At 60.3% G+C, this 23,950-nt stretch carries 21 protein-coding genes; 12 read left to right on the top strand and 9 right to left on the bottom strand.

Annotation, left to right across the window (positions count from 1 at the left end):
• Nucleotides 1-21 precede the first annotated feature (21 nt).
• The 10 genes from ACTORR_RS03710 (at nt 22) to ACTORR_RS03665 (ending at nt 12,518) form a co-directional block, all read left to right on the top strand.
• Nucleotides 22-1,038, top strand: a complete 1,017-nt coding sequence (locus tag ACTORR_RS03710) for a formylglycine-generating enzyme family protein (RefSeq protein WP_313364712.1) — start codon at nt 22-24, stop codon at nt 1,036-1,038.
• A gap of 83 nt (nt 1,039-1,121) precedes the next feature.
• Complete coding sequence (locus tag ACTORR_RS03705) at nt 1,122-1,385, top strand: PAAR domain-containing protein (protein ID WP_313364715.1); 264 nt, start codon at nt 1,122-1,124, stop codon at nt 1,383-1,385.
• A gap of 1 nt (nt 1,386) precedes the next feature.
• Nucleotides 1,387-2,592 carry a hypothetical protein gene (locus ACTORR_RS03700; RefSeq protein ID WP_313364713.1) on the top strand — a complete coding sequence of 402 codons (1,206 nt, stop codon included), beginning with the start codon at nt 1,387-1,389 and terminating at the stop codon, nt 2,590-2,592.
• Between the two features lie 16 nt (nt 2,593-2,608).
• Entirely contained in the window at nt 2,609-5,935 is a 3,327-nt protein-coding gene (locus tag ACTORR_RS03695) for an ImcF-related family protein (protein WP_441343547.1), read from the top strand.
• The gene (gene tssA / locus ACTORR_RS03690) at nt 5,932-7,518 is read left to right on the top strand and encodes a type VI secretion system protein TssA (protein WP_441343546.1); all 1,587 of its coding nucleotides are present in this window, start codon (nt 5,932-5,934) and stop codon (nt 7,516-7,518) included. Before ACTORR_RS03695 ends, tssA begins: the two co-directional genes overlap by 4 nt.
• A gap of 23 nt (nt 7,519-7,541) precedes the next feature.
• Nucleotides 7,542-9,311, top strand: coding sequence for a type VI secretion system baseplate subunit TssF (gene tssF, locus ACTORR_RS03685; protein ID WP_313365359.1), 1,770 nt, complete (start codon nt 7,542-7,544; stop codon nt 9,309-9,311).
• A complete protein-coding gene (gene tssG, locus ACTORR_RS03680; protein ID WP_313365360.1) occupies nt 9,275-10,372 on the top strand; it encodes a type VI secretion system baseplate subunit TssG in 1,098 nt (365 codons plus the stop codon). Before tssF ends, tssG begins: the two co-directional genes overlap by 37 nt.
• Nucleotides 10,353-10,889 (top strand): type VI secretion system lipoprotein TssJ, encoded by a 537-nt coding sequence (gene tssJ / locus ACTORR_RS03675; protein WP_313365361.1) that lies wholly within the window; start codon nt 10,353-10,355, stop codon nt 10,887-10,889. The genes tssG and tssJ overlap by 20 nt, the downstream gene beginning before the upstream one ends.
• Before the next feature lie 4 nt (nt 10,890-10,893).
• Nucleotides 10,894-11,340 carry a type VI secretion system baseplate subunit TssE gene (gene tssE, locus ACTORR_RS03670; RefSeq protein WP_313365362.1) on the top strand — a complete coding sequence of 149 codons (447 nt, stop codon included), beginning with the start codon at nt 10,894-10,896 and terminating at the stop codon, nt 11,338-11,340.
• Between the two features lie 11 nt (nt 11,341-11,351).
• Entirely contained in the window at nt 11,352-12,518 is a 1,167-nt protein-coding gene (locus ACTORR_RS03665) for an OmpA family protein (RefSeq protein WP_313365363.1), read from the top strand.
• An 8-nt stretch (nt 12,519-12,526) separates the two neighbouring features.
• Here the strand turns inward: ACTORR_RS03665 and ACTORR_RS03660 are convergent, their stop codons facing one another.
• The 3 genes from ACTORR_RS03660 to ACTORR_RS03650 form a co-directional block, all read right to left on the bottom strand.
• Complete coding sequence (locus ACTORR_RS03660) at nt 12,527-13,588, bottom strand: TerC family protein (RefSeq protein ID WP_313365364.1); 1,062 nt, start codon at nt 13,586-13,588, stop codon at nt 12,527-12,529.
• Between the two features lie 159 nt (nt 13,589-13,747).
• Nucleotides 13,748-15,055 (bottom strand): substrate-binding domain-containing protein, encoded by a 1,308-nt coding sequence (locus ACTORR_RS03655; protein WP_313365365.1) that lies wholly within the window; start codon nt 15,053-15,055, stop codon nt 13,748-13,750.
• A 66-nt stretch (nt 15,056-15,121) separates the two neighbouring features.
• Nucleotides 15,122-16,222 (bottom strand): tartrate dehydrogenase, encoded by a 1,101-nt coding sequence (locus ACTORR_RS03650; RefSeq protein WP_054886361.1) that lies wholly within the window; start codon nt 16,220-16,222, stop codon nt 15,122-15,124.
• A gap of 96 nt (nt 16,223-16,318) precedes the next feature.
• Between ACTORR_RS03650 and ACTORR_RS03645 the strand changes: the two genes are divergently transcribed.
• The gene (locus ACTORR_RS03645) at nt 16,319-17,230 is read left to right on the top strand and encodes a LysR substrate-binding domain-containing protein (protein WP_313365366.1); all 912 of its coding nucleotides are present in this window, start codon (nt 16,319-16,321) and stop codon (nt 17,228-17,230) included.
• Nucleotides 17,231-17,346: 116 nt separating this feature from the next.
• On the opposite strand, the gene ACTORR_RS03640 is transcribed toward ACTORR_RS03645, so the two are convergent.
• The 5 genes from ACTORR_RS03640 to ribBA all read right to left on the bottom strand — a co-directional run bounded on the left by ACTORR_RS03640 (nt 17,347) and on the right by ribBA (nt 22,724).
• Nucleotides 17,347-18,495, bottom strand: coding sequence for an ABC transporter ATP-binding protein (locus tag ACTORR_RS03640; protein ID WP_054886359.1), 1,149 nt, complete (start codon nt 18,493-18,495; stop codon nt 17,347-17,349).
• 19 nt (nt 18,496-18,514) lie between these two features.
• A complete protein-coding gene (locus ACTORR_RS03635) occupies nt 18,515-19,324 on the bottom strand; it encodes an ABC transporter permease (protein WP_027919924.1) in 810 nt (269 codons plus the stop codon).
• 6 nt (nt 19,325-19,330) lie between these two features.
• Nucleotides 19,331-20,248 carry an ABC transporter permease gene (locus ACTORR_RS03630; protein WP_110632256.1) on the bottom strand — a complete coding sequence of 306 codons (918 nt, stop codon included), beginning with the start codon at nt 20,246-20,248 and terminating at the stop codon, nt 19,331-19,333.
• Nucleotides 20,245-21,270 carry an ABC transporter substrate-binding protein gene (locus tag ACTORR_RS03625; protein ID WP_313365742.1) on the bottom strand — a complete coding sequence of 342 codons (1,026 nt, stop codon included), beginning with the start codon at nt 21,268-21,270 and terminating at the stop codon, nt 20,245-20,247. Before ACTORR_RS03625 ends, ACTORR_RS03630 begins: the two co-directional genes overlap by 4 nt.
• A 332-nt stretch (nt 21,271-21,602) precedes the next feature.
• Complete coding sequence (gene ribBA, locus ACTORR_RS03620; protein WP_313365743.1) at nt 21,603-22,724, bottom strand: bifunctional 3,4-dihydroxy-2-butanone-4-phosphate synthase/GTP cyclohydrolase II; 1,122 nt, start codon at nt 22,722-22,724, stop codon at nt 21,603-21,605.
• Between the two features lie 78 nt (nt 22,725-22,802).
• On the opposite strand from ribBA, the gene ACTORR_RS03615 reads away from it, so the two are divergent.
• Nucleotides 22,803-23,096 (top strand): DUF1330 domain-containing protein, encoded by a 294-nt coding sequence (locus tag ACTORR_RS03615; protein WP_054886355.1) that lies wholly within the window; start codon nt 22,803-22,805, stop codon nt 23,094-23,096.
• A gap of 114 nt (nt 23,097-23,210) precedes the next feature.
• Here the strand turns inward: ACTORR_RS03615 and ACTORR_RS03610 are convergent, their stop codons facing one another.
• Nucleotides 23,211-23,933, bottom strand: a complete 723-nt coding sequence (locus ACTORR_RS03610) for a pirin family protein (RefSeq protein ID WP_313365744.1) — start codon at nt 23,931-23,933, stop codon at nt 23,211-23,213.
• Between the last annotated feature and the right edge of the window lie 17 nt (nt 23,934-23,950).

The raw sequence follows: 23,950 nt of genomic DNA, 5'->3' as shown, positions 1-23,950 counted from the left end.
GTAGATCTAATTGGAGTGGTCGTGAAATTTTTTAAGGTGTCTCTATTTTGTTTAGTTTTTTTGAGTTTGTCAGGCTGTGACCAGTTGGCGAACGGAGTTGATCATAAGGAACTCGGGATAACGCCGATAGAGATGAAGAGTTTTATCGAAGAAGTAAAAAGGGACTTGGTGTTTGTTGAGGGTGGTGAATATTTGATGGGGGATTATGGATTAGAGTATGGGCCGGAGCAAATGTCTTATGATAGTGATGGAGACAGCCGGCCAGTACATAAGGTCAAGTTGAGCGCCTTTTCTATCGCAAGATTTAAAATCTCAAATAAAGAGTTTGAGATGTATCTTAAAGGCAATGGTCTTAAGTTGCGTTCTTTTGAGCAGAGGGAAATACAGGAGGAGTGGAAGAACATTCATTCTTTACCTAATTTGCCAGCGCATATGGACTGGTATGAGGCCGACCGCTATTGCAACTGGCTGGCTAAAGTGTCCAATCTTCCTTTCTCATTACCCACTGAGGCCCAGTGGGAGTACGCGGCACGCAGCCGCGGTCAGTTTCTGATGGTGGCCACTGATGACGGTACTTATAGGCAGACAAATGATGGTTTTACTAAATATGGGGGAGGGCCAAAAGGAATTAACATTTCTACTTATCGAGATCGTGAGGAGTTTGCTAGAAAAATGGGGTGGAGCACGGACGGGCTCACGCCCTTGCCGGTAGACAGGTTTCCTCCCAATCCGTTGGGCCTTTATGCCATGTCGGATAATGGGCTGGAGTGGGTTAAAGATTGGTATGACGAAAATTATTATCAGTACTCCCCTGAAATTGACCCCCAGGGGCCGAAAACACCCGTTACCAAGGACTACTATGGACGGGATACAAAAGTTGCACGCGGTCAGGCATATGCCAATCCAAGCTGGGGAGGAGGAGTGAATGTGCACAGAACCGCTGAGAATCCGCATGGTTATGCATTTGAACATAAAATGATTGTGTTGGGCGATAAAACGGCTCGGTGTGTTGTTAATAGTGGCAATCGGATTGAGTAGCGGTGAGCTCTCTATTTCAGGGGTATTTAAATATAGGCTGCCTGAAAGGCGGGTAATGAATTTATTATTTGGTGCTTATTGATATGCGCGGAGTTATTCGTGTTGGCGACAAACTGTCTTCGGGAGGCAAGGTAATTGCCGGCACCAGTGGATTGAAATTTATGCAGCTTGATGTCGCTTGCGTAGGTGATGCTGTTTTTTGTCCAATACCTGGGCACGGCGTGAATGAAATAGCAGAGGGGGATACAGGTTCGAAAGTTAAAGGTCGGCCCATTGCTTTAGACGGTCATTGCTGTTCCTGTGGTTGTGAGTTAATCACGTCGCTTCCTCAAGCAGGTAGGCTGTGAGATGGCAGTTGACCTGAACTCATTACCCGAGAAGCGATTGCTACCCCGGCAACCTCGGCACTGGCGATGGGGTGTGGTCATCTTGCTTTGTTCGCTCGTAGTTGGCGGGTTGATGGTCCTGCTTTGGCGGGTGGACAGTTGGCATACATCATTTTGGTTTTGGATCTGCGCATTATTAGGAGTCTTGATTGCCGGGTTAATGTTCTACGCACTGCGTTTGTTGGCGTACGAGAAATATCGAGATTATATAGAGAGTTGGAATGAGAGTCGCGATGAGTTGGAGCGGTCACTCATTCGGCGCGGCCAGCGTACGGTTGCCGTATTGGCCGTATCCTATTGTTCCGGGGCGGGTAATAATAAACTTGCTCAGGCCCTACGTTTGGGTAGTAAGCCTCTCCAACCTGTTTATCTGGAAGGACAAGCCTTAACAATGCGGTTGAGTCAATTAAAACCGTCGGTACAAAATTACTCAAAGTCCGAATACGCTAAGCGTTTACGTGGTTTTTTACAACAAGTTTTACGTGAGTTGGAGGCTGATTTAGAGATCGGGGCGCGCAGTCTTGCTGTGGATGTTCGTATCAGGCATAACCAAGTGCTTTGCAATGAAGAGCTGCTGTCTATTTGGTCTGCAGTTACCACCAGTCACCGTTTAACTGATAGCGTGGTCTTTGCGGTGGACGATGATGGCGTAATGTGGCTGGACACTTGGTTGGATGCGCCGGAGCGACATCAACTGTTAGTGTCCGTCGAAATTAATCTTTTTCTAAACCCCGTTGCTGAACAGGCCGAGACCGTGACAGCTGTGTTGTTGGGCTCTTCGCAGTGGTGTAACTCGCAAAAAATTGATTCGATCGCCCTGGTTCATCGCCCTGTCCAACTTGAGTGCGCTGGTCGCTCTATCAAGGATGCAGTTACGGATGCATTTCTTTGGGGGCAACTGCGTGCCGGAGAAGAAACGTACTTCAGTTGGCAGGTTCAGGTGCCTGGTGACGTTTTACGTGAGACAAGTATCGCTGTGAATGCAGCACGTTTCCCTTTTAACGTGGCCAGGTGTCATCGATTGGATGATTCATTTGGTTTGCCCGGATGTGCAGTAGGTAATGTCGCATTAATCGTTGCTAGTGAGTGTGCCAAGGCGGAGGACGGACCGCAGGTGGTCCTGCTACACGATGCCTCTGCTCAAATTTTTATTGTCCGGCCTGCATGAGATCTTGAAATAGAGAATGATCGTGAAAAAGAAGAGAATCAGCGTCTGGATAGTGATCCTGTGTTTGCTCGTTGCGGGTGGGGTATTGATCTGGGTCGATAATCCCGTAGTGCAGGTGAGGAGTGAGACTGCACGCTTGCAATGGTCAGCATTGTTGTTGATCGGCTGTTTGATATTTCTCTTTCTCGATGGCGTCGGCGAATTGGCTATCCGAATGTTGGGCGCGAGAGATTTTATTGCTCTGATGGGACAAAAACTCGGAGTCAACTGGACTCGTTCGACTGGCAGTAATGTGGTTTCTAATGCTGAGGATCCATTCGGCGTACCCGAGTTGAGGGCGCATTTGAAGGGACGCTACGGCTTCTTCTGGCGGCGTAAAATTCGACTGTTGTTGGTGGTCGGTGAGTCTGAGCAGATCGAGGCGATTGCCCCTGGGTTGAGTGAGCAGCGTTGGCTGGAAGGGCAAAACACCGTGCTGCTGTGGGCCGGCAGCATCCAAGGTGAATCGCAAGACGCGTTGCTTTTGCAGTGGCGCGGCCTATGCCGCAACCGTGCGCTCAATGGGGTGGTCTGGGTGTTGAACAAAGACCAAAGCAATAACGTGAGCGCGATGAACGATAGCGTTCGTCGTTTGCAGAATCTGGCCAAAACCCTACGCTGCCAATTGCTGCTGCATGTGTGGCAGGTCTGCGACAGTATGTGGCCTCAGCACGCGCGCGAAATCGGAGCGGTAGGCTGCATGCTCCCGGTACCATTATCGTCAGTGCGGCTCGCCGACCACTTAGGCATGCTCGTACAACCCTTACGTGAGCAGGGTCTATCGCAGCTTCAAAAAGATTCTGATAACGATTTCTTGCTCCGGTTGTCACGCGATATTGCGACCGAGGGAGTCTCCGGGTGGTGCACTGCATTGTCCGCGCTGTTGCGGCAACGCGACGTTTGGTTGCGTGGTGTGTGGTTCAGCTTACCGCGGCAACCCCAGAACTACCTTCGCGTGGATCATTACTGGCCCGAAGACCCAGCATGGTCAGGCATCCTCAGCGACCGGTCCGCCCGAGCCCGCCGACTGGGCTGGCACCCAGCCAGAATCGCCTACGTTTCTGCGCTTGGCCTGGCTTCCATCTGGGGCATTGGTTTGCTGTTGTCCTTTACCAGCAATCGTGCCGAAGTCGGTCAGATCGCGGCGGCCTACAGCGCGTTGCAGCAGCCCGTAGCAGGCACCGACACTAAACAGGCCCTGGGCGAGCTGGTACGCGAACTCTCCCGCCTGGACTACCGATCAGAACACGGCGCACCGTGGTACCAGCGTTTTGGCCTGAACCGGTCGCATGACCTGCGTGAAGCGGTGTGGCCGCTCTATACGCAGGCCAATAACCTGCTGCTCCGCGACCCCGCCGTCTCTGCGCTGGAAAACCGGCTCAAAACGTTGGTCAACTTGCCGCCGGCAAGCCCCCTGCGCGTCAAGCGGGCACAGCAGACGTACAACTACCTCAAAGCCTATCTGATGCTGGCGCGCCCAGAAAAAGCCGATGCTGCTTTCTTGGCCGAGACCTTGGGCGCTGCCGAACCGGCATTGTGGACATTCTACGGCCAGCATCTGCCCGAGCACCCTGACTGGGCGATCAAGGCCGACCTCAGGTTGATTGCCCAAACACGCCAGGTGCTGCTGCGCGAACTGGGGCAACGAAACGCTGAAAGCAGCCTCTACCAGCAGGTCCTCGACACCGCGGCGAACCACTACCCGGCGTTGGGTTTGCAACAGCTGGTCGGCGACACCGATGCAAGCGCCCTGTTCGCCAGTGCAGAACAGGTCCCCGGTGTATTCACCCGCCAAGCGTGGGAAGGGCAGGTTCGTGCAGCCATTGAAGACGCGGCGCAAGCCCGGCACGAAGAGATCGACTGGGTACTCAGCGACCACCCCAACGACATCGCCAAGGCGCTGAGCCCCGACCAGCTCAGGGAGCGGTTGACCACACGCTACTTCGAGGACTTCAGCAGTGCCTGGCTCACCTTCCTCAACAGCCTGCGCTGGCAGCAAGGCCATGGCCTGCGCGATGTGATTGCACAGTTGACGCTGATGAGTGATGTGCGCCAGTCACCGCTGATCGCCTTGATGAACACGTTGAGCTACCAGGGGCAGGCCGGCGTCCGTGGCCAGGCCCTGGCCGATTCCCTGATCGAATCCGCACAGAAGTTGGTGGGGCAAAAAGCAACGCCGATAGTCGATCAACTTCCCCAAACACCCGGCGGCCCGCTCGACAGCACCTTTGGCCCCTTGATGGCGTTGCTGGGCAAGGACACTGACGGGCGATCAGGCGATGGCCGTCTGAGCCTGCAAGCCTTCCTCACGCGGGTCACCGGCGTGCGCTTGAAGCTGCAGCAGGTCGTCAATGCGCCCGATCCCGAGGCGATGATGCAGGCCTTGGCACAGACGGTATTCCAAGGCAAAGGCGCGGACCTGACCGACACGCAGGCCTATGGCAACCTGATCGCCGCCAGCCTCGGCGCCGACTGTGGACCAGCGGCCAATACGCTGTTCGTGCAGCCGCTGGATCAGGCATGGCAACAGATTCTGCAGCCGTCCTCGGTCGGGCTCAACCGGGCCTGGCAGCGCGCGATCGTTGATGAGTGGCAGGGCGCTTTCAGCGGCCGTTATCCCTTCGTCGCCACCAGCAGTGACGCTTCATTGCCCATGCTGGGGCAGATGATCCGCGCCGATTCCGGGCGGATCGAACAGTTTCTGGCACAGCAGCTCACGGGGCTTCTGCGCAAGGAAGGCAGCCGCTGGGTGGCCGACTCGCGGCAGAGCCAGGGGCTACGTTTCAACCCGGACTTTCTGACCGCGATCAATCAGCTCAGTCAGCTGGCCGATGTGCTGTACACCGATGGCGGTATGGGCTTGAGCTTCGAGCTGCAAGGCAAGCCTGTGCGTGATGTGGTGCAGACCACCTTCGTACTCAATGGTGAGAAGCATCACTACTTCAATCAGCGAGAAAGCTGGCAACGCTTTCGCTGGCCCGGGCAGGGTGATCATCCGGGCATCAGCCTGACGTGGAGCAGTGTCCATACCGGCGAACGTCTGTTTGCGGATTACCAGGGCACCTGGGGACTGATTCGTCTGCTGGAGCAGGCCAATGTCATGGCGCTGGACGACGGCGACAGTCGTTTTCGGGTCGTGCTGGATGCGCCAGATGGCCTGGGCCTGACCTGGCATTTGCGCACGGAGTTGGGCGAAGGGCCGCTGGCACTGCTCAAGTTGCGCGGGTTCAGCCTGCCGCGAGAGATCTTCCTGGTAGAGGGCCGTGATATCCCGCAGTACACGCTCAATGGGGGCTTCGAATGAGCCTGAAAAGCCTGGTTGAAAGCTGTTTGTCCGCCAGCGAGCCGCTGGTCATTGCCCGCAAACACAGCGAATCCTGGGAGCCTTGGCTAACACCCATCAGCGGCGATGTCCCGGTGGGAGAGGATCCGGGCTATGACGACGATTTCCAGCGCATGCGCGAAGAGGTCAACAAACTCTCCGGGGCGGATGTCGACCTTGTGGCGCAACTGGCGCAGAAGCTGCTCCAGCAGTCCTGCAAAGACCTTCGCGTGGCCACGTACTACCTCTGGGCCCGCTTGCATCGGGACGGTGAGGCCGGTTTGGCAGATGGCCTGAGTTTGCTGGCGGCGCTAATGGAACGCTATGCCTGCGACATCCTGCCGGTGCGTCCCAATAGCCGCAAGATGGCCTTGGAGTGGCTTGCCGGCAGCAGGGTACTGGCAAGCCTGTCGCTCTACCCTCAGGTCATCAAGGCTGAAACCGAGCGAACGGTGGCTGCTTTGGTGTGGTTGGAGCACGGTGTCAGCCATTGGCCTGAAGACCAGCGGCCACGACTGGACGGCTTGTACGGCGCCCTTGACACCCGACTCGCCGTGTCGGGAGGTGTTGATGCAATCGTCCCTCAGACGGGCAGTGATTCACCTGTAGACGGCAGGGCGGCAGGCCCGAGCCCGACACCCATTCAGTCCGGTCGAGATCTCTTGGACAGTGGTCGAGGGCTAGCCAGCTATTTACGTGATCAACCAGAAGGGTGGTTGGCAGCGCATAGGCTGATGAAGAGCTTGCGTTGGGACACCGTGCATCAGGTGCCGCCGCACAATACACAGGGGATTACCCGCCTGGCGCCGCCTCGCGGCGAGTATCGCGCTCAGCTCAAGCGCTTGTACCTGCAGCAGAGCTGGAGCGAGTTGATTGATCAGGTCGAGCAAATGTTTGCCGAAGGCGTCAACCACTTCTGGTTGGATTTGCAATGGTATCTCCATCAGGCCTTGAGCAAATCGGCTGAGCCCTACAAAAGCTGGGCGGATATCGTCAAGCACGATCTGGGCATGCTGCTGCAACGCCTGCCGGGCGTGGAGCTGCTGTGTTGGAACGATGGTTCGCCATTCGCCGATGAAGCCACGCGTGAGTGGATCAACCAGCAGGTCAGCGGTAACCGCCCGGAACAATGGCTGCCTGCAGCGGCCCCCGCACTGTCGGCGGCCGCGTGCGAAATACTCGCCTTGGAACCCGAGGCACTGGCGCAAGCGGATGCCGACGGTGTCGAGCAGGCGCTGGCCTGGCTGGCGAACCGGCCGGATGTGCAGACCGGGCGACAGCGTTGGCTACTGCGTTTGCTGATGGCGCGGGTGGCCGAGCAGTGCGGCAAGGCCGAGCTGGCCATTCATCTGTTCACTGAACTGGACGCTGCCGCGCAACGCCACACATTTGCCGACTGGGAGCCTGACCTGCTGTTCGAAGTCAAGGCGCGCTTACTCAAGCTGCTGCGTTTGAAGGCCCAGCGCAACGACGCTGACCGGCCTGCGTTGGCGCGGCAAATGGAACATCAGCTGGCAGCACTCGTATCCATTGACCCGGTACGTGCTGCAGTGCTGTGCAGCTAATTCACTTTGATCAGGAATGTGTTTTGACTAAGGACAACCTAACCCTGCGTTACTTCGACGCTGAAATGCACTATCTGCGCGAAGCGGGCAAGGAGTTTGCCCAGGCTTTTCCGGACCGTGCGGCGCAGCTCAACCTGGACAAACCCGGCGCTGAAGACCCCTTTGTTGAGCGCCTGTTCGAAGGCTTTGCGTTCCTGATGGGGCGCCTGCGCGAGAAATTGGACGATGACCTGCCCGAGCTGACGGAGGGGCTGGTCAGCCTGCTATGGCCCCACTACTTGCGCACCATCCCATCACTGGCAATCGTCGAACTGATGCCAGATGTCAGTCAGATGAAAGGCTGTGAGGCGGTCACAAGAGGCTTTCAGGTGCTGTCACAGCCGGTGGGTCAGCACCGTACCCGCTGCCGCTACTCCACCACGCAGGATTTGACGCTACGGCCGCTCAATCTGGAAACCGTGCGGCTTGACCATGAGCCAGATGGGCGTGCAGTGCTAAGCCTACGCTTCGAACGTGGAGCACTGGCCAACTGGGATCAACTCGACCTCGCGCAGGTCCCCTTGTACCTGAATGGCGACGCGGCGCTTGCCAGTGTGCTGCACCAGGCGCTGACATTGAATGTGCAGGCGCTGCATGTGCGCTTGCCAGGCGCGGCGCAGCGCAAGGCATTTGCGGGGCACTTCAAGCCAAAGGGGTTTGCGGACGATGATCGCCTTTGGCCTAAAGGCGACAGCGCCTTCAGTGGTTATCAGTTGTTGCTGGAGTATTTCACCTTCCGTGAGAAATTCATGTTCGTCACGCTCTGTGGCCTCGAATCGCTCGCGTTGCCCCCAGACGCCCCATGGTTCGAGCTTGAAGTCGTGCTCAGTGAGACCTGGTCGCATACGTTCACGCCTACACAAGAGCACATTCGCCTGCACGCGGTTCCCGTGATCAATCTGTTTGCACTGGAGGCGGACCCGCTCACCTTGGACCCGTTGCAGAATGAATACCTGCTGCGCCCAATGCGCTTGCAAGACGGTCATACAGAAATCTACTCGGTAGACAAGGTTTCTGGAGCGAAAGACAGCGTGCGTCAGGACTACGTGCCTTTCAGCAGCTTTCGCCACAAAGGCGGGATGCTTCGCGATGAGGCCCCTGAGCGCTACTTCCATACCCGCTTGAGGCGCGGTGCCAACGGTCTTCATGACACCTGGTTGATCCTTGGTGGGGAGGGCTTTGACAAAGATGTGCTGCTCAATCGCAAAAGCCTGTCGTTGCGCCTGACCGGTACCAATGGCCAGCTGCCGCGCAAAGCCTTGCGCAGCACTTTGCTCGATGCAGCGGCGCAGTCCACCCAGGCAGGTTTGCGAGTCCGTAACCTGACCGCGCCGACACTACCGTGCTACCCACCCAATCGCGACCGTTTTCACTGGCGTGTACTCAGTCACTTGGGATCGAATTTTCTACCGATGCTCAACAGTGCTGAAGTACTGCGTGGCACGTTGGCCTTGTATGAGTGGACGGGCAGCGAAACTAACCGCCGCCGTCTGGAGGCCATTGTTGACGTCAAGCATCACCTGATCCAGCGCTTTGAAAAAGGGTTCTTGCTGCGAGGTGTGGATATCGAGGTGACGGTCGATAGCAACGGCTTTTCAGGCGAGGGGGACATATGCCTGTTCGGTGAAATGCTCAGCCGGTTCTTCGCGCTGTATGCGGACATTCATTTGTGCACTCAACTGACGATGATTCTGCAACCGACGGGGAGGTGCCTGCGATGGAACGAACATCACAGTCAGCGTATTCCCGGTTAAAGGCCGAAGGCATTCTGCACGTGTTGGCCGAACAGGTTTCGACCGCTAACGTCTACCGCTTCTGCCAGGTGCTGGAGCAGGTGTTGGCTGAACACCCACCGCTGGGCAGCACTGCGAATCCCGGCGATGACCGGGTCAGGTTCCGGCCAGACCCTGGAATGGGATTTCCAGCAGGCGAGTTGAAGGCCATTGAAATCGACGAGTCTGCTCCACACCGACCGCTGACAGTGCGTACCCGGCTGTTGGGTTTGTATGGCGTCGACTCTCCTTTGCCCACAGGCTATCTGGACGATATCGCCCAGCGACGCGAAGGCCATGAAGCGCTGGAGCACTTCCTCGATATCTTCAACCACCGGCTATTCACCCAGTTCTACCGGATCTGGCGCAAGTACTCCTACCCGGCAACGTTCGAGCCGGGCGGGCGCGATGCCACTTCACAGTGTTTGTTGGGCTTGATCGGGCTGGGCATTCCCGGTACGGCAGAGCGCATCGCCACACCGATGTCACGTTTTCTGGCCCTGCTCAGTGTGATGCGCCTGCCCACACGCAATGCGCAGGGGATCAGTGCCTTGGTGAAGTTGCAGGCACCACACACGGATTCGCACGTAACCGGGCATTGGCCGCAGAGCATTGTGCTTGAGCAGCCCGCCAGCCTTGCACCCGAGCGTCCGGTGAGGTTAGACCAGGGCATGCCGTTGGGTGCTGTCGGGCATGATGCGAATAGCCAGCTGTGCCTGCGGCTGTGTACGGAGAACCAGGATGAGGCGCGTGAATGGCTTCCCGGCGGCCGTCTGATAGCCGATTTGCAGGTGTTGCTTGAGGTGTATCTGGGGTGGCGTTGCACAGTGCTGCTGCAGCTCTCGATTCCACGCGAGATGGTGCCGGCTCCTGTACTAGGACGTACTTGCTCGATGCTTGGCATGACCGCTGTGTTGAAGCGGGCAGAGGGCGCACGCGCATCGGCTCAAGACGACACGATCACGATCAACCTGGGCCGCTACCAAGGCCTGCAACTGAACCCTTGCCGGAAGGAGGTACAGCATGTGGCGTACCGTTTTTAGTTGTTTCACCGCATCAACTTTGATTGCTGTTTTGAGTGGGTGTGGCCTTGCACAAACGGTGGCAGACGGTACGGCGTCCACTGCCCAGGCGATCTTCTACAAGCAAGTCAAAACGCTGCACCTGGATCTCAACGGCCGGACAGCGATAAATACCGATGGCGCTGAGATGAGCGGGCTGTCGGTGCCAGTACTGGTGCGGGTCTATCAGTTGAAGGGCAGCAAGGCGCTGGAGAACGCCTCCTATGACGAGCTGGTAAGCCAAGGTGAGCATGTGCTTCGCGATGATCTGCTCGATGAACGCGTGGTAGTGATCAAGCCCGGTGAGGCGGCGCAGCTGAGTACTCCCCTGCAAGGCGACGCTCGATATATTGCGGTGGTTGCTCTGTTCCGAAGTCCAGACGTTATCGAAAATACGTGGCGCGTTGTCTTGCATCGTGACGACCTCGAACCGGATCAGGCCAGAGTACTCGAACTGGGCGATAACCGACTGACGTTACGACAGCGCGTGGAGGGCTGACTGCATGCCTGAAACCAGTTCTTCTCTTTACGAAATCCTGATGCAGAACTTCCGCGGTGAGCTAGCGCTGAACAAGGTGAATGAAGATGAGCAGCTGACTCTCTCGGTGCTGGACAACATGCAGCGCATTCTCAACAGCCGTGCAGGTTCACTCTCGCATCTGCCCGACTATGGCTTGCCGGATATGGGCACGGTGCTGCAAGGGCTACCGGCTTCAGCCCATGGCTTGATGAACGACATCGCCCGAACGTTGCGCCGTTATGAGCCACGGCTGGCGCAGGTAAGCGTTCAGCTGATACCTCAGTCTCGCCCTGGCCATCTCGACTATGCCCTTGACGTGATCATCAAGGGCGGCGGCAGGGCGTCCTTTGGGACCACACTCGGCGCCGAAGGCAGGGTTGTGGTGCGTCACCTCAAGCAGGAAGGCTACCTTCCCGGGCAATGGAACTGACAGGAGACCAGATGACGGCGCTTTTTGAGATACGTCTTCGCCTGGGTGGGGATCCGGGCAACTTCGATGAGTTCAAGATGCTGCACGGTGAGTTGGCAAAGCTCAATCACCCTGCCTGCCCAGAGGTGGACTGGGCAAAAGTCGAGGGGCTGTGCTTGCGGCTTTTCGAGCTGAACGGGGTTGAACTGCAGACAGCGGTGGCTTTTGTACTTGCGCGTAGCTACCGCACGGGGTTGGCGGGCTTGACTGAAGGTGTGGCGCTGCTCACAACACTGAGCGAAGAGTGGTCGCGCTTGTGGCCCGTGCAGGCTTCAGCTCGCATCGATCTCATGGCATGGCTGTTTACTCAGTTGCATCCATTGGTTCGAAGGGTGGAGTGGGGCACGTCAAATTCGGCAGTGCTGAGCAATCTGGTGGTCGAGCTGAACCGGCTGGAGCACCGCTTGGAACGCCTTGGTCATGCGCCATTGGTGTCGCTGCAGGTTTTCCGCAATCAGATAGTCAGCCTGCTGCAACGCATGTCGGGAAGCCGGGCGGCGCCAATGCCGCTTCCTCTGCAATCCTGGGGGACGATTGCTGAGCCTTCCAACACGCCTCAAATTGCTGCTGTCGTTTCTCCGCCTTCGACTTATACATTCGTTGTCGAGCCTGCAGTGCAGAAGCGTGTCGTGTTGCCGTGGTTGCTGACATTGATGATCACAATTGCATTCATGGGGTGGTTAGGCTGGCAAGAGTGGGCAGCCAGGCAAGCCAAAGAACCCCCTACGCCTGATCCAATCCAACTCGACAGCTTGAACCTGTTCGATCCTGGCAGTGCTGAACTCAAACCCGGCTCTACCAAGCTATTGGTCAATGCACTGGTGGGTATCAAGGCCCAGCCTGGCTGGTTGATCGTTATCTCCGGGCATTCGGATGCGCGGGGGGATGCAGCCAAGAATCTCGATCTTTCTCGTGCCCGTGCCTCTGCTGTTCGCGACTGGATGCAGCGAATGGGCGACATCCCGGACAGTTGTTTTGCTGTTCAAGGTGTCGCGGCCAGTCAACCGGTCAGCAGCAACGACACCTTGAATGGTCGCGCAGACAATCGTCGGGTGGACATTCGATTGGTACCTCAGCGAGATGCATGCGGCGAGCTGGAGGCCGTAGCGCGTTCGCTTCGGGGAGATAACTCAGTGTGACCCGCCCATCAGACCCGCATCTGCGGGTCTTGCTCCTTCTTGCCAACTTTGTCTTTCCCATCCGTTAGTTGTTCCAACTCCGTGCCACCCACCATTTTCTCCCCCCGCGTCTTGATCAACGAAACCACCACCCCACCCAGCAACAACCCGAACGTCACCCCCAACGACAGCAACGCTGGCACCTTGCCCACCATGCCGTGGTAGAAGATCTTGCAGCCAATGAAGATCAGCACCATCGCCAGCGCATACTTGAGGTAGACGAACCGGTGCATCAGCGCCGACAAGGCAAAGTACAGCGAGCGCAAGCCGAGGATGGCGAAGATGTTCGAGGTGTAGACGATGAACGGGTCCTGGGTGATGGCGAAAATCGCCGGCACGCTGTCGACGGCGAACACCAGGTCGGCCAGTTCGATCAGCACCAAGGCCAGAAACAGCGGTGTGGCATAACGCAGGGCCTTGCTTTCACCGGGCGGCGTCAGGCGCACGAAGAAGTGCGAGCCGTGGATCTGGTCGGTCACGCGCATGTGCCGGCGGACGAATTTCAAGATCGGGTTATTGGCCAGGTCGGGGTGGCTGTCCTCCTTCGACAGGGCCATCTTCACCCCGGTGAACAGCAGGAAGGCGCCGAAAATGTAGAGCACCCAGGCGAAGTTCTGCACCAGTGCCGCCCCCACGCCGATCATGATCGCCCGCAGGAACACCACGCCGAGAATGCCCCAGAACAGTACCCGATGCTGGTAGCGGCGGGGGATGGCGAAGAAGCCGAAGATCATCGCCATGACGAACACGTTGTCCATCGACAACGACTGCTCGACCAGGAAGCCGGTGTAGAACTCCAGCGCCGACTGCGCGCCCAGCTCATACCAGACCCACAGGCCGAACAGCACGCCGACGCTGAAATACCCCGAATACAGCAGCAGGCTCTCGCGCATTTCGATCTCGCGATCCTGGCGGTGCAGCACACCCAGGTCGAGTACCAGTAAACCGATGACGATGGCCATGAACACCAGCCACAACCAGGTGCTGGTGCCAAGAAACGGGGAGGTGAGGAATGTCTGCAGAGCTGTCATGAGCCCCTCCTTGAATGTCGACGTTGCCAGGTGAAGATCGCAACAGTGATCCGACATCACGGCTTGGCAGCCGTCAGAGGGGCCCGGTATCACATGAGCTTGAGCCTAGACCCGTTAGCCCGTGATGCCGAATGGTGAGCTGTTACATTTCTTTGCGTGTCAGTAGACCCAGACTTCAACCCGCCGGTTACGCAAGCGGCCTTGTTCCCTGTCATTGCCAGCGACCGGCAACTCGTCGCCCATGCCGGTCACTTCCAGTACTTCCACGCCACCCCTTGCCAGCTCGCGGCGAACCGCCTGGGCCCGCAGCCGCGACAGCAGGGCCGCGCGCCCTGGTGTTTCCTTGGGGTCGCCAAAGCCCACCAGCACTGCCTTGCTCTGCAGCTTGCCGGCCTGGCGCAAGTACTCGGCAACCCGCTGCACATCGCGCAGGGCCTTGTTGTCGAGGCTGGCGCTGCCTTCCTGGAAGCGGAAATTGACGCTCAAGCGTTGCGCCTGCTGGGCCAGGCTGCGGTAGCGCGGCGGCATGTCGGCCTGCGCCGCTACCGGTTGCGCCTTGACCTGCTGCGAAACGAAGCCCTGTTCGGCGACGATGGCCTGGCCGGCCGCGGTCTGGGCGAAGTCGGCCAGCGCGCGGGCCTGGGGTTTGGCGTTGGCTGGCAGGTAGAAGTACAGCCGCCGCGACAACGGATAGTCCTCGCTGGCGATCATTGGGCGGTCAGGCAGGATGGCCGGTGCATCGCCCTCGGCCACCGCCAGCACCTTGGCCCCGTGCACCGCTGCCAGGCTGCTGAAACCGATGGCGTGACGATCAGCGCTGACCCGCTCGGCCAGTGCTTCGCTGGACTCGAAACGCTGCGCCTGCCTGGCCAGCGCGCCATGGTGCGGTTCCAGTACCAGTGCCTTGAAGGTTTCATAGGTCCCGGAGCGATCATCGCGGGCATACAGGTGAATGGCCCCACCCGCCACGCCCAGTTGCTCCCAGCGCTGGATCTGCCCGGAGAAGATCTGCGCCAGTTGCTGGGTGGTCAGTTGCGGCAGGGGGTTGTCGGGGTGGACGATGACGGCCACGCCATCCAGGCCGATGACCTGTTCGGCCCTGGCCGAGCGCAGGTCGCCCAGGGCCTTGAGCTGGTTAACCTCGGCATCGCTGATGGGACGCGAGGCCGCCGCCAGGTCTGCCTGGCCCTGGCCGAGGGCGGCAAAACCAGTGCTCGAACCGTGGGCGGCAATGTCGATACGCAAGGGTTGGCCATGCGCATCGCGGGCCTTGATCACGGTTTCGTTGGCCGCCGCCCCTGGCAGTTGCTCGATGTCCGTCGCTTGCTGCGCGCGCAGCTGCGCTTGCACCAATGCCGGCAGCAATGCTGCGCCAATGGTGTTGGAGCCCTGCACGCGCAATTGCGCAGGTTCGGCCTGGGCCGTCAGGGTCAGCAGGGGAAGCAGCAGGAGCAGCAGGCGACGCATGCCGGGCAACCTTTGGCATAGAGTTGCCCGGCAGATTACGACGGTGGCGTGACCGAAATGTGACAGTCAGGCGGCATCCAGTGCATCGACGATGGCCTGGCCGACCGCCTGGGTCGAGCGGCTGCCGCCCATGTCAGGCGTGGTCGCACCGCTAGCGATGACGGCTTCGATGGCCAGCAGGATTTCATCGTGTGCAGCCTGATAACGGGCGTCTGCGGTTTCCTTGCCAAGGAATTCGAGCATCAGCGCACCCGACCAGATCATGCCGATCGGGTTGGCGATGTTCTTGCCGAAGATATCCGGCGCCGAACCATGCACCGGCTCGAACAACGACGGGAACTTGCGCTCGGGGTTGAGGTTGGCCGACGGCGCGATGCCGATGGTGCCGGTGCAGGCCGGCCCGAGGTCGGAGAGGATGTCGCCGAACAGGTTGGAGGCCACAACCACGTCGAAGCGCTCCGGTTGCAGCACGAAGCGAGCGCAAAGGATATCGATGTGCTGCTTGTCCCAGGTGATCTCCGGGTAATGCGCGGCCACGGCGGCGGTGCGCTCGTCCCAGTAGGGCATGCTCACGGCCATGCCGTTGGACTTGGTGGCCGAGGTCACATGCTGGCGCGGGCGGTTGTGGGCGAGTTCGAACGCGTATTCGAGGATGCGGTCGACGCCACGGCGGGTGAACACCGATTCCTGCAGGACGAATTCGTTGGCAGTGCCTTCGAACATGCGCCCACCCAGCGACGAGTACTCGCCTTCGGTGTTTTCCCGCACCACCACGAAGTCGATGTCGCCAGGCTGCTTGCCGGCCAGCGGGCAGGGCACGCCAGGGAACAGGCGGACCGGGCGAATGTTCACGTACTGGTCGAAGTCGCGGCGGAACTTGAGCAGCGAGCCCCACAGGGAAATGTGGTCAGGCACCTTGTCGGGCCAGCCGACGGCACCGAAGTACAAGGCGTCGAAGCCCTTGAGCTGGTCGAACCAGTCGTCCGGCATCATCTTGCCGTGGGCCAGGTAGTAGTCGCAGCTAGCCCATTCGAAAAACTCGAACTGCAGGTCCAGGCCATGCTTGCGGGCGGCGGCTTCGACCACGCGGATACCTTCCGGGAGTACTTCATTGCCGATGCCGTCGCCGGGAATGGCAGCGATCTTGAAAGTCTTGGTCTTGGTCATGGCCACACCTTGTGTCTGGGGAACTGATGTGGGTCATGCTATAAGAGTTCGTTTCATAGATAATCGGCCAATTCATGCATTCTTGGTGCACGTATCGTGAATAATCTACCAAGCCTCGACGACCTCGATATCTTTCTTCAGGTAGCCCGCCGTGCGAGCTTTGCGGCGGTGGCCGAGGCCCGTGGCATGTCGGCTGCCTTCGTCAGCAAGCGCATCCGCCTGCTCGAAGCGGACCTCGGCGTGCGCCTGCTGCACCGCACCACCCGGCGGGTGACGGTGAGCGAGGAGGGTGAGCGGGTCTATCAATGGGCGCAGCAGATCTTCGAGGCATTGCAGCGCATGGGCGATGATCTGGACGCCGGCCAGCGTGAGCCGGCCGGGCAATTGCGCATCGCCAGCAGCCTGGGCCTGGGGCGGCGGATGGTGGCGCCGGCGTTGTCGGCGCTGACGTCGCGCTACCCACGGCTGGACATACGCCTGGACGTGCATGACCGCCTGATGGACCTGGCGGCCGAGGGCGTCGATCTGGATATCCGCGTGGGTGACCAGATTGCCCCGAACCTGATCGCCAAGCGCTTGGCACGCAACTGGCGGGTGTTGTGTGCGGCGCCGGACTATCTTGCCCGGCGCGGCACGCCGAAGAGCCTGGCGGATCTGGCCAGCCACGACTGCCTGGTGATCAAGGAACGTGACCATCCTTTCGGGCTCTGGCACCTGGAGGGGCCCGCTGGCGAGGAAACTGTGCGGGTCACCGGCGCGTTGTCGAGCAACCATGGCGAAGTGGTGCACCAATGGTGCCTGGACGGGCGCGGGATCGTGTTGCGGTCGTGGTGGGATGTGCACGACAGCCTGGTGGATAGCCGGCTGGTGCAGGTGCTGGAGGGATATCGGCAGAGTGCCGATATCTGGGCGGTATATACCGCGCCGCTGGCCGGGTCGGCCAAGGTACGAGTGGCGGTGGAGTTTTTCCGGGAATACTTTGCTGAACGATTACGATTGCCTGAGTGATAGCAGGGGAGGGCGTTGCCCTCCTTTCGCGACACAAGGCCGCTCCTACACGGTAACGCGATCTCCTGTAGGAGCGGCCTTGTGTCGCGAAAGGGCCGCGCAGCGGCCCCGGTTTTTTAATGAGCCCCAGCCGACTTGCTCAGGTCGCTCTCGGCCCACTCGGTATAGATGCAGGCATCCGCCACCGCCCAGCGCACTTTCACGGTATCCCCCGGCTGCATCGGCATCCCGGCGGCAGACAGCGCCTTCACCGTCAGCTCTGTACCGCCGGCCGTCACCACATGGCAGGTCTGGCTCTCACCCAGGAACAGCACTTCACCGACCTTGGCACTGACCTCGTTCCAGCCCGCAGGCAATGGCTCGCGCGCGGCCTGTTCGGCGGTCAGGGCCAGGGCTTTCTCCGGGCGCACCATGATCAGTGCATCCTGCTCTGCGCTGAGGCCCGGGGTCAGGCGAATCGCCACCGGCTGGCCTTCGAAGCTGGCCGCGCCATTGCTGCTGGCCTTGATGCGCAGGAAGTTGGAGTTGCCCAGGAACGACGCGACAAAGGCATTTGGCGGATTCTGATAAAGGTCGTAACCGGTACCCAGGCCAACGATCTTGCCATGGCTGAAGATGGCGATGCGCTGGGACAGGCGCATGGCTTCTTCCTGGTCATGGGTCACGTAGACGATGGTGATGCCCAGCCGGCGATGCAGCTGGCGCAGTTCGTCCTGCAGGTCTTCACGCAGCTTCTTGTCCAGCGCCCCGAGTGGTTCGTCCATCAGCAGGATGCGTGGCTCGTAAACCAGCGCCCGGGCAATTGCCACACGTTGCTGCTGGCCACCGGACATCTGCGACGGCTTGCGGTGGGCGAACTTCTCCAGCTGCACCAGCTTGAGCATGGCATCGACGCGCTTGGTGGTTTCGGTGGCACTGAGCTTGCGGATCGCCAGCGGGAAGCCGATGTTGTCACGCACGTTCAAGTGCGGGAACAGCGAATAGCGCTGGAATACCATGCCGATGTCACGCTTGTGCGGCGGCACGTTGACCAGCGACTGGCCCTCGACCAGGATTTCGCCGCTGCTTGGCGTTTCGAAACCGGCCAGCATCGACAGCGTGGTGGACTTGCCGGAGCCACTGGAGCCGAGGAAGGTCAGGAACTCGCCGTCCTGGATCTCCAGGTCGAGGTTGTCGACGGCGGTGAAGTCGCCGTAGTGCTTGTTCAGGCCACGCAAGCTGACCAGGGTCTTGCCGTGGGCGTTGTCTTTGATGACTGCACTCATTGTTGTTTTCTCCGCACGCTCAGGCGTTGACTTCGGTGCGCCGGCGCAAGGCGGCGGCAATGAACATGACAAGCAGCGACAGGCCGATCAGCAGGGTCGAGGCCACGGCGATGACCGGGCTGAGGTCCTGGCGCAGGGTGGTCCACATCTTCACCGGCAGGGTCTGCAGGTCGGGGCTGGCCATCATCACGCTCAGCACCACCTCGTCCCACGACACCAGGAAGGCGAACAGGCCACCGGCGATCATGCCCGGGCGAATCGCCGGGAAGGTCACCTTGAATATCGCCTGCAGGCGCGAGGCGCCGCAGATCACCGCAGCATCCTCGATCGACTGGTCGAACAGCTTCAGCGAGTTGATAATCGAGATGATGGTGAACGGCAGGGCGACGATCACATGGCTGACCACGAAGGCGAACAGCGTGCCGGTGTAGCCGAGCTTGAGGAACAGTGCGTACACCGCCACGGCGATGATCACCAGCGGCACGATCATCGGCATGGTGAACAGCCCGTAGAGCATTTCGCGGCCGGGGAAGCGGCCACGCACCAGGGCGAAGGCGGTGGGAAGGCCCAGCAGCACCGCGGCGATGGTGGTCAGCACGGCGACCTTGAGGCTGGCCAGGGCGGCGTCCATCCACTCCGGGTTGGAGAAGAACTGGCCGTACCACTTGAAAGTCCAGCCCGGTGGCGGGAACACCAGCCACTGGGACGAGCCGAACGACAGCAGCACGATGAACACCACCGGCAGCAGCAGGAAGGCCGCGATGACCCCGGTGGTCAGGTACAGGCCCGTACGCAGCGGGCGGCCCATGGCATTGGGAGACAGGAGCATGGCGGTTTACCTCGCGTTGCCAACCGGGGATTCCGGCTGCAGCTTCAGGTACAGGTAGAAGAGCACCAGGGTGATCACCACCAGCAATGCGGCGGCGGCGCTGGCCAGGCCCCAGTTGAGGAACGACTGCACCTGCTGAATGATGAATTCCGGCAGCATCATGTTCTGCGCGCCACCGAGCAGGGCTGGGGTCACGTAGTAACCGAGCGACATCACGAACACCATCAACGCCCCGGAGAACAGCCCCGAGCGGCATAGCGGCAGGAACACCTTCCAGAAGTTGGTCCAGGGGCTTGCGCCGCAGATCGAGCCGGCCTGCAGCACCATCGGGTCGATGGCGTGCATGGTCGCCTGCAGCGGCAGCACGATGAACGGGATCATGATGTAGCTCATGCCGATCACCACGCCGGTGAGGTTGTGCACCATCTCCAGCGGGGTATCGATGATGCCCATGGCCATCAACGCCTTGTTGATCACCCCCGAGCTCTGCAGCAGCACCAGCCACGAGTAGGTGCGCGCCAGCAGGCTGGTCCACATCGACAGCAGCACGATGTTCAGCAGCCAGCGGCCCCAGCCCTTGGGCACCAGGGTGATCGCCCAGGCCAGCGGGAAGCCCAGCAGCACGCTGATCAGGGTGACCACGCCGGCCACCGAGAAGGTGTTGAACAGCACCCGTGCATAAGCCGAGTTGGCAAACAGCTGCTCGTAGTTGCCCAGCCCTGGCGTTGGCTCCAGCACCCCGCGCAGCAACAGGCCGACCAGCGGGGCGAAGAAGAACAGGCCGAGGAACAGCAGGGCCGGCAGCAGGTTGCGGCTGCCTTTCCAGCGCTGGCCCAGGCTCACGCGACGAGGGGCCGTTCCCGGGGCGCCGGTGCCCGTGGGGGCACCTTGCGCGTTCTGCAGGGCGTTGATGGCGACTTTCATTTGACCAACCACTCATTCCAGCGGGCTGCGAAGGCCTGGCCGTTTTTCGCCCAGTAGGCGAAGTCCAGGGTGACCTGGTCCTGGGCGTAGGCGGTCGGCAGGTTCGGGGCGAGGTCCTTGTCGAGCTTGGCCACGCTGTCGACGTTCACCGGGGCGTAGGCGGTCTTGTTGGCGAACGCGGCCTGGCCTTCGGCGCTGCTGGCATTGGCCAGGAACTTCATCGCCGCATCCTTGTTCTTCGAGCCTTTCGGGATGACCAGGAAGTCGGCCATGACCAGGTTCTGCTTCCAGCTCACGCCCACCGGTGCACCGTCTTGCTGCAGGGCATAGACGCGGCCGTTCCAGAACTGGCCGAGCGAGGCTTCACCGGAGGCCAGCAGCTGTTGCGACTGGGCGCCACCGCCCCACCAGACGATGTCTTTCTTGATGGTGTCGAGCTTCTTGAAGGCGCGATCCAGGTCCAGCGGGTAGAGATCCTTGGGCGCTACGCCGTCAGCCAGCAGGGCCAGCTCCAGCACGCCGGGGCTCGGCCATTTGTACAGGGCGCGTTTGCCTGGGTAGGTCTTGGTGTCGAACAGCGCGGTCCAGTCGACCGGCTTGTTGGCACCGAGCTTGCCTTCGTTGTAGCCGAGCACGAAGGAGAAGAAGAACGAGCCGACGCCGTGGTCGGAGACGAAGCGCGGGTCGATCTTGTCGCGTTTGATCTGGGTGAAGTCGAGGGGTTCGAGCAGGCCTTCGCTGGCGGCGCGCAGGGCGAAGTCGGCTTCGACGTCGACCACGTCCCATTGCACGTTGCCGCTTTCGACCATGGCCTTGAGCTTGCCGTAGTCAGTCGGGCCGTCCTGGACGACCTTGATGTCGGTGCTTTTTGTGAAGGGTACGGCCCATGCTTCTTTCTGGGCGTCCTGGGTGGTACCGCCCCAACTGACGAAGTTCAGGCTGTCAGCGGCCTGGGCGGCCTGACATGCCAGGGTCAGCAGGCTGGCGGACAGCACTGCGGTTACACGTTTGCTCAACAGCATGGTTACGCCCTCGTTGCTTTTGTTATTCGAGGCGGGGCTTCTGGTGCGCCCGCCAACAGTATTCGGGGAGCAGCTAAAACAAAGTGTCTTGTGGCCGTTTGTGATTGTAGGTGCCGGCCTGCAGATTTAAGGTCTACGGGATATCATATTATGGTATTCCAAGCTTTTGGCAAGAGGTATGAGGCTACCGGCCATCACTCCGCCCTTGTAGGAGCGGCCTCGTGTCGCGAAAGGGCCGCGAAGCGGCCCCAGGATTTCAGCGTCGACACATGAATTGCTGGGGCCGCCTTGCGGCCCTTTCGCGACACAAGGCCGCTCCTACACGACCCGTATCAGCCAACCATTCCTGGCTCAAAGGGAATGCTCTGCACCACTTCCAGCTCATACCCGGCCAGCCCCGCATACTTCAGCGGCGGCCCCAGGTGACGCAGCTTGCCCACGCCCAGGTCCTGCAGAATCTGCGCCCCGGTACCGACCTCCGAGTACACCTTGGACTGCCCACGCTGATAAGGCCGCACCGGCTGAGTCAGCTGCGGTACGCGTTCGAGCAATGCCTGGGAAGACTCGTGGTTGGCGAGGATCACCACCACTCCGGCGCCTTCCTCGGCGACCCTCTGCAAGGCCGCCCATAAGGTCCAGTTGGCGGGGCCGGCGTACTCGGCGCCGACCAGGTCGCGCAGCGGGTCGATCACGTGCACCCGCACCAGGGTCGGTTGCTCACGGCGGATATCGCCCATGACCATCGCCATGTGCACGCCGCCTTCGATGCGGTCCTCGTAGGTCACCAGGCGGAACGTGCCGTGCACGGTCGGCAGTTCGCGTTCGCCGATGCGTTTGATGGTCTGTTCGGTGCTCAGGCGGTAGTGGATCAGGTCGGCAATGGTGCCGATCTTGATGCCATGCTGCGCGGCGAACACTTCCAGGTCCGGGCGGCGGGCCATGGTGCCGTCATCGTTGAGCACCTCGACGATCACCGAGGCCGGGGTGAAACCGGCCAGGCGAGCCAGGTCGCAACCGGCTTCGGTGTGCCCGGCACGGGTCAGCACGCCGCCTTCGCGGGCGCGCAGGGGGAAGATGTGGCCAGGCTGCACCAGGTCTTCGGGGCGGGCATCGGGTGCCATGGCAGCGGCCACGGTGCGCGCCCGGTCAGCGGCGGAAATACCGGTGGTGACGCCGCTGGCGGCTTCGATCGACACGGTGAAGGCGGTGCTGAACACGCTGCCGTTGGCCGGTACCATCTGCTCAAGGCCCAGGCGCTGGCAGTGGTCGTCGGTCAGGGTCAGGCAGATCAGCCCGCGCGCTTCGCGGGCCATGAAGTTGATGGCCTGGGCGTCACAGCGCTCGGCGGCGATCAGCAGGTCGCCTTCGTTTTCCCGGTCCTCGTCGTCCACCAGCAGGACCATCTTGCCTTGCCGGTAGTCCTCGAGGAGTTCCTCGATGGTGTTGAAAGCCATGTTGCACACTCACTGTGGTGGGGTGATTTTTATGGTATACCATCATACACAAATATTTTTGCTACAGGAGAGCAGCGGATGAAGGCCTATTGGATCGCCCACGTCGACGTGACCGACCCCGAGCAGTACCAGCAGTACACCCAGCGCGCTCCCGCTGCCTTCAAGGCATTCGGCGGCCGCTTCCTGGCCCGCGGCGGGCGTAGCGAGGCGATGGAAGGGCGGCCCACTCCACAGCGTAGCGTGGTGATCGAGTTCGATTCGTATGAGCAGGCGGTGGCGTGTTACCAGTCCGATCTGTATCAGGAGGCGTGCAGCCATCGCCAAGGGGTGGCAAAGGCCGAAGTGATCATCGTTGAAGGCTTCGAGCCCTGAGTCTTTGCTGATGGCCCTTTCGCGGGCACGCCCGCTCCCACAGGCATCGCACAGATTCTGAAAACTGTGCAGTACCTGTGGGAGCGGGCGTGCCCGCGAAGAGGCCGATCCCGCTTACGGCATACCCGGCAACTCATGAGGCCGCAGGTCGAACACCAGCACCTCGGCATCCACCCCATTACCCAGCTCAAGCAGTTGTTCCTGCCGTACCCGCACACCATCCCCTTCATTGAGCACCTGGCCGTTGAGCTCGATGCTGCCGCGTGCCACGTGTACATAGGCATGGCGATTCTCCGGCAAGCTCAGCGTCGCGCGCTCCGCGCCATCGAACAGCCCGGCATACACTCGCGCGTTCTGCCGCACCTGCAATGACTCCTCGGCACCATCCGGCGAGATGATCAGGCGCAATTTGCCGCGCTTCTCCTCGGCACTGAAGTGCTGTTGCTGGTAACGCGGCGTCGCCCCTTTCACATTGGGCACGATCCAGATCTGCAGGAAGTGCACCGGCTGCGCCTGGCTGTGGTTGAACTCGCTGTGCGCCACGCCATGACCGGCGCTCATCAGCTGCACGTCACCCGGGCGGATCACCGAGCCGGTACCCAGGGTGTCCTTGTGCTCCAGCGCGCCTTCGAGCACGTAGGAGAAGATTTCCATATCGCGGTGCGGGTGCTGGCCGAAACCCTTGCCAGGGATGACGCGGTCGTCGTTGATCACCAGCAGGTCGGAAAAGCCTTGCTCGTCAGGGTTGCGGTAGTGGCCGAAGGAGAAGGTGTGGAAGGATTTCAGCCAGCCGTGGAAGGCCAGGCCGCGGTCTTGGGCGTTACGGACGGTGAGCATGACGAATCTCCAGTAAG

The organism is Pseudomonas sp. SAR267, from assembly GCF_052077595.1.
Lineage (GTDB): Bacteria > Pseudomonadota > Gammaproteobacteria > Pseudomonadales > Pseudomonadaceae > Aquipseudomonas > Aquipseudomonas vlassakiae.
This window is presented reverse-complemented; position numbering and strand designations above follow the sequence as displayed.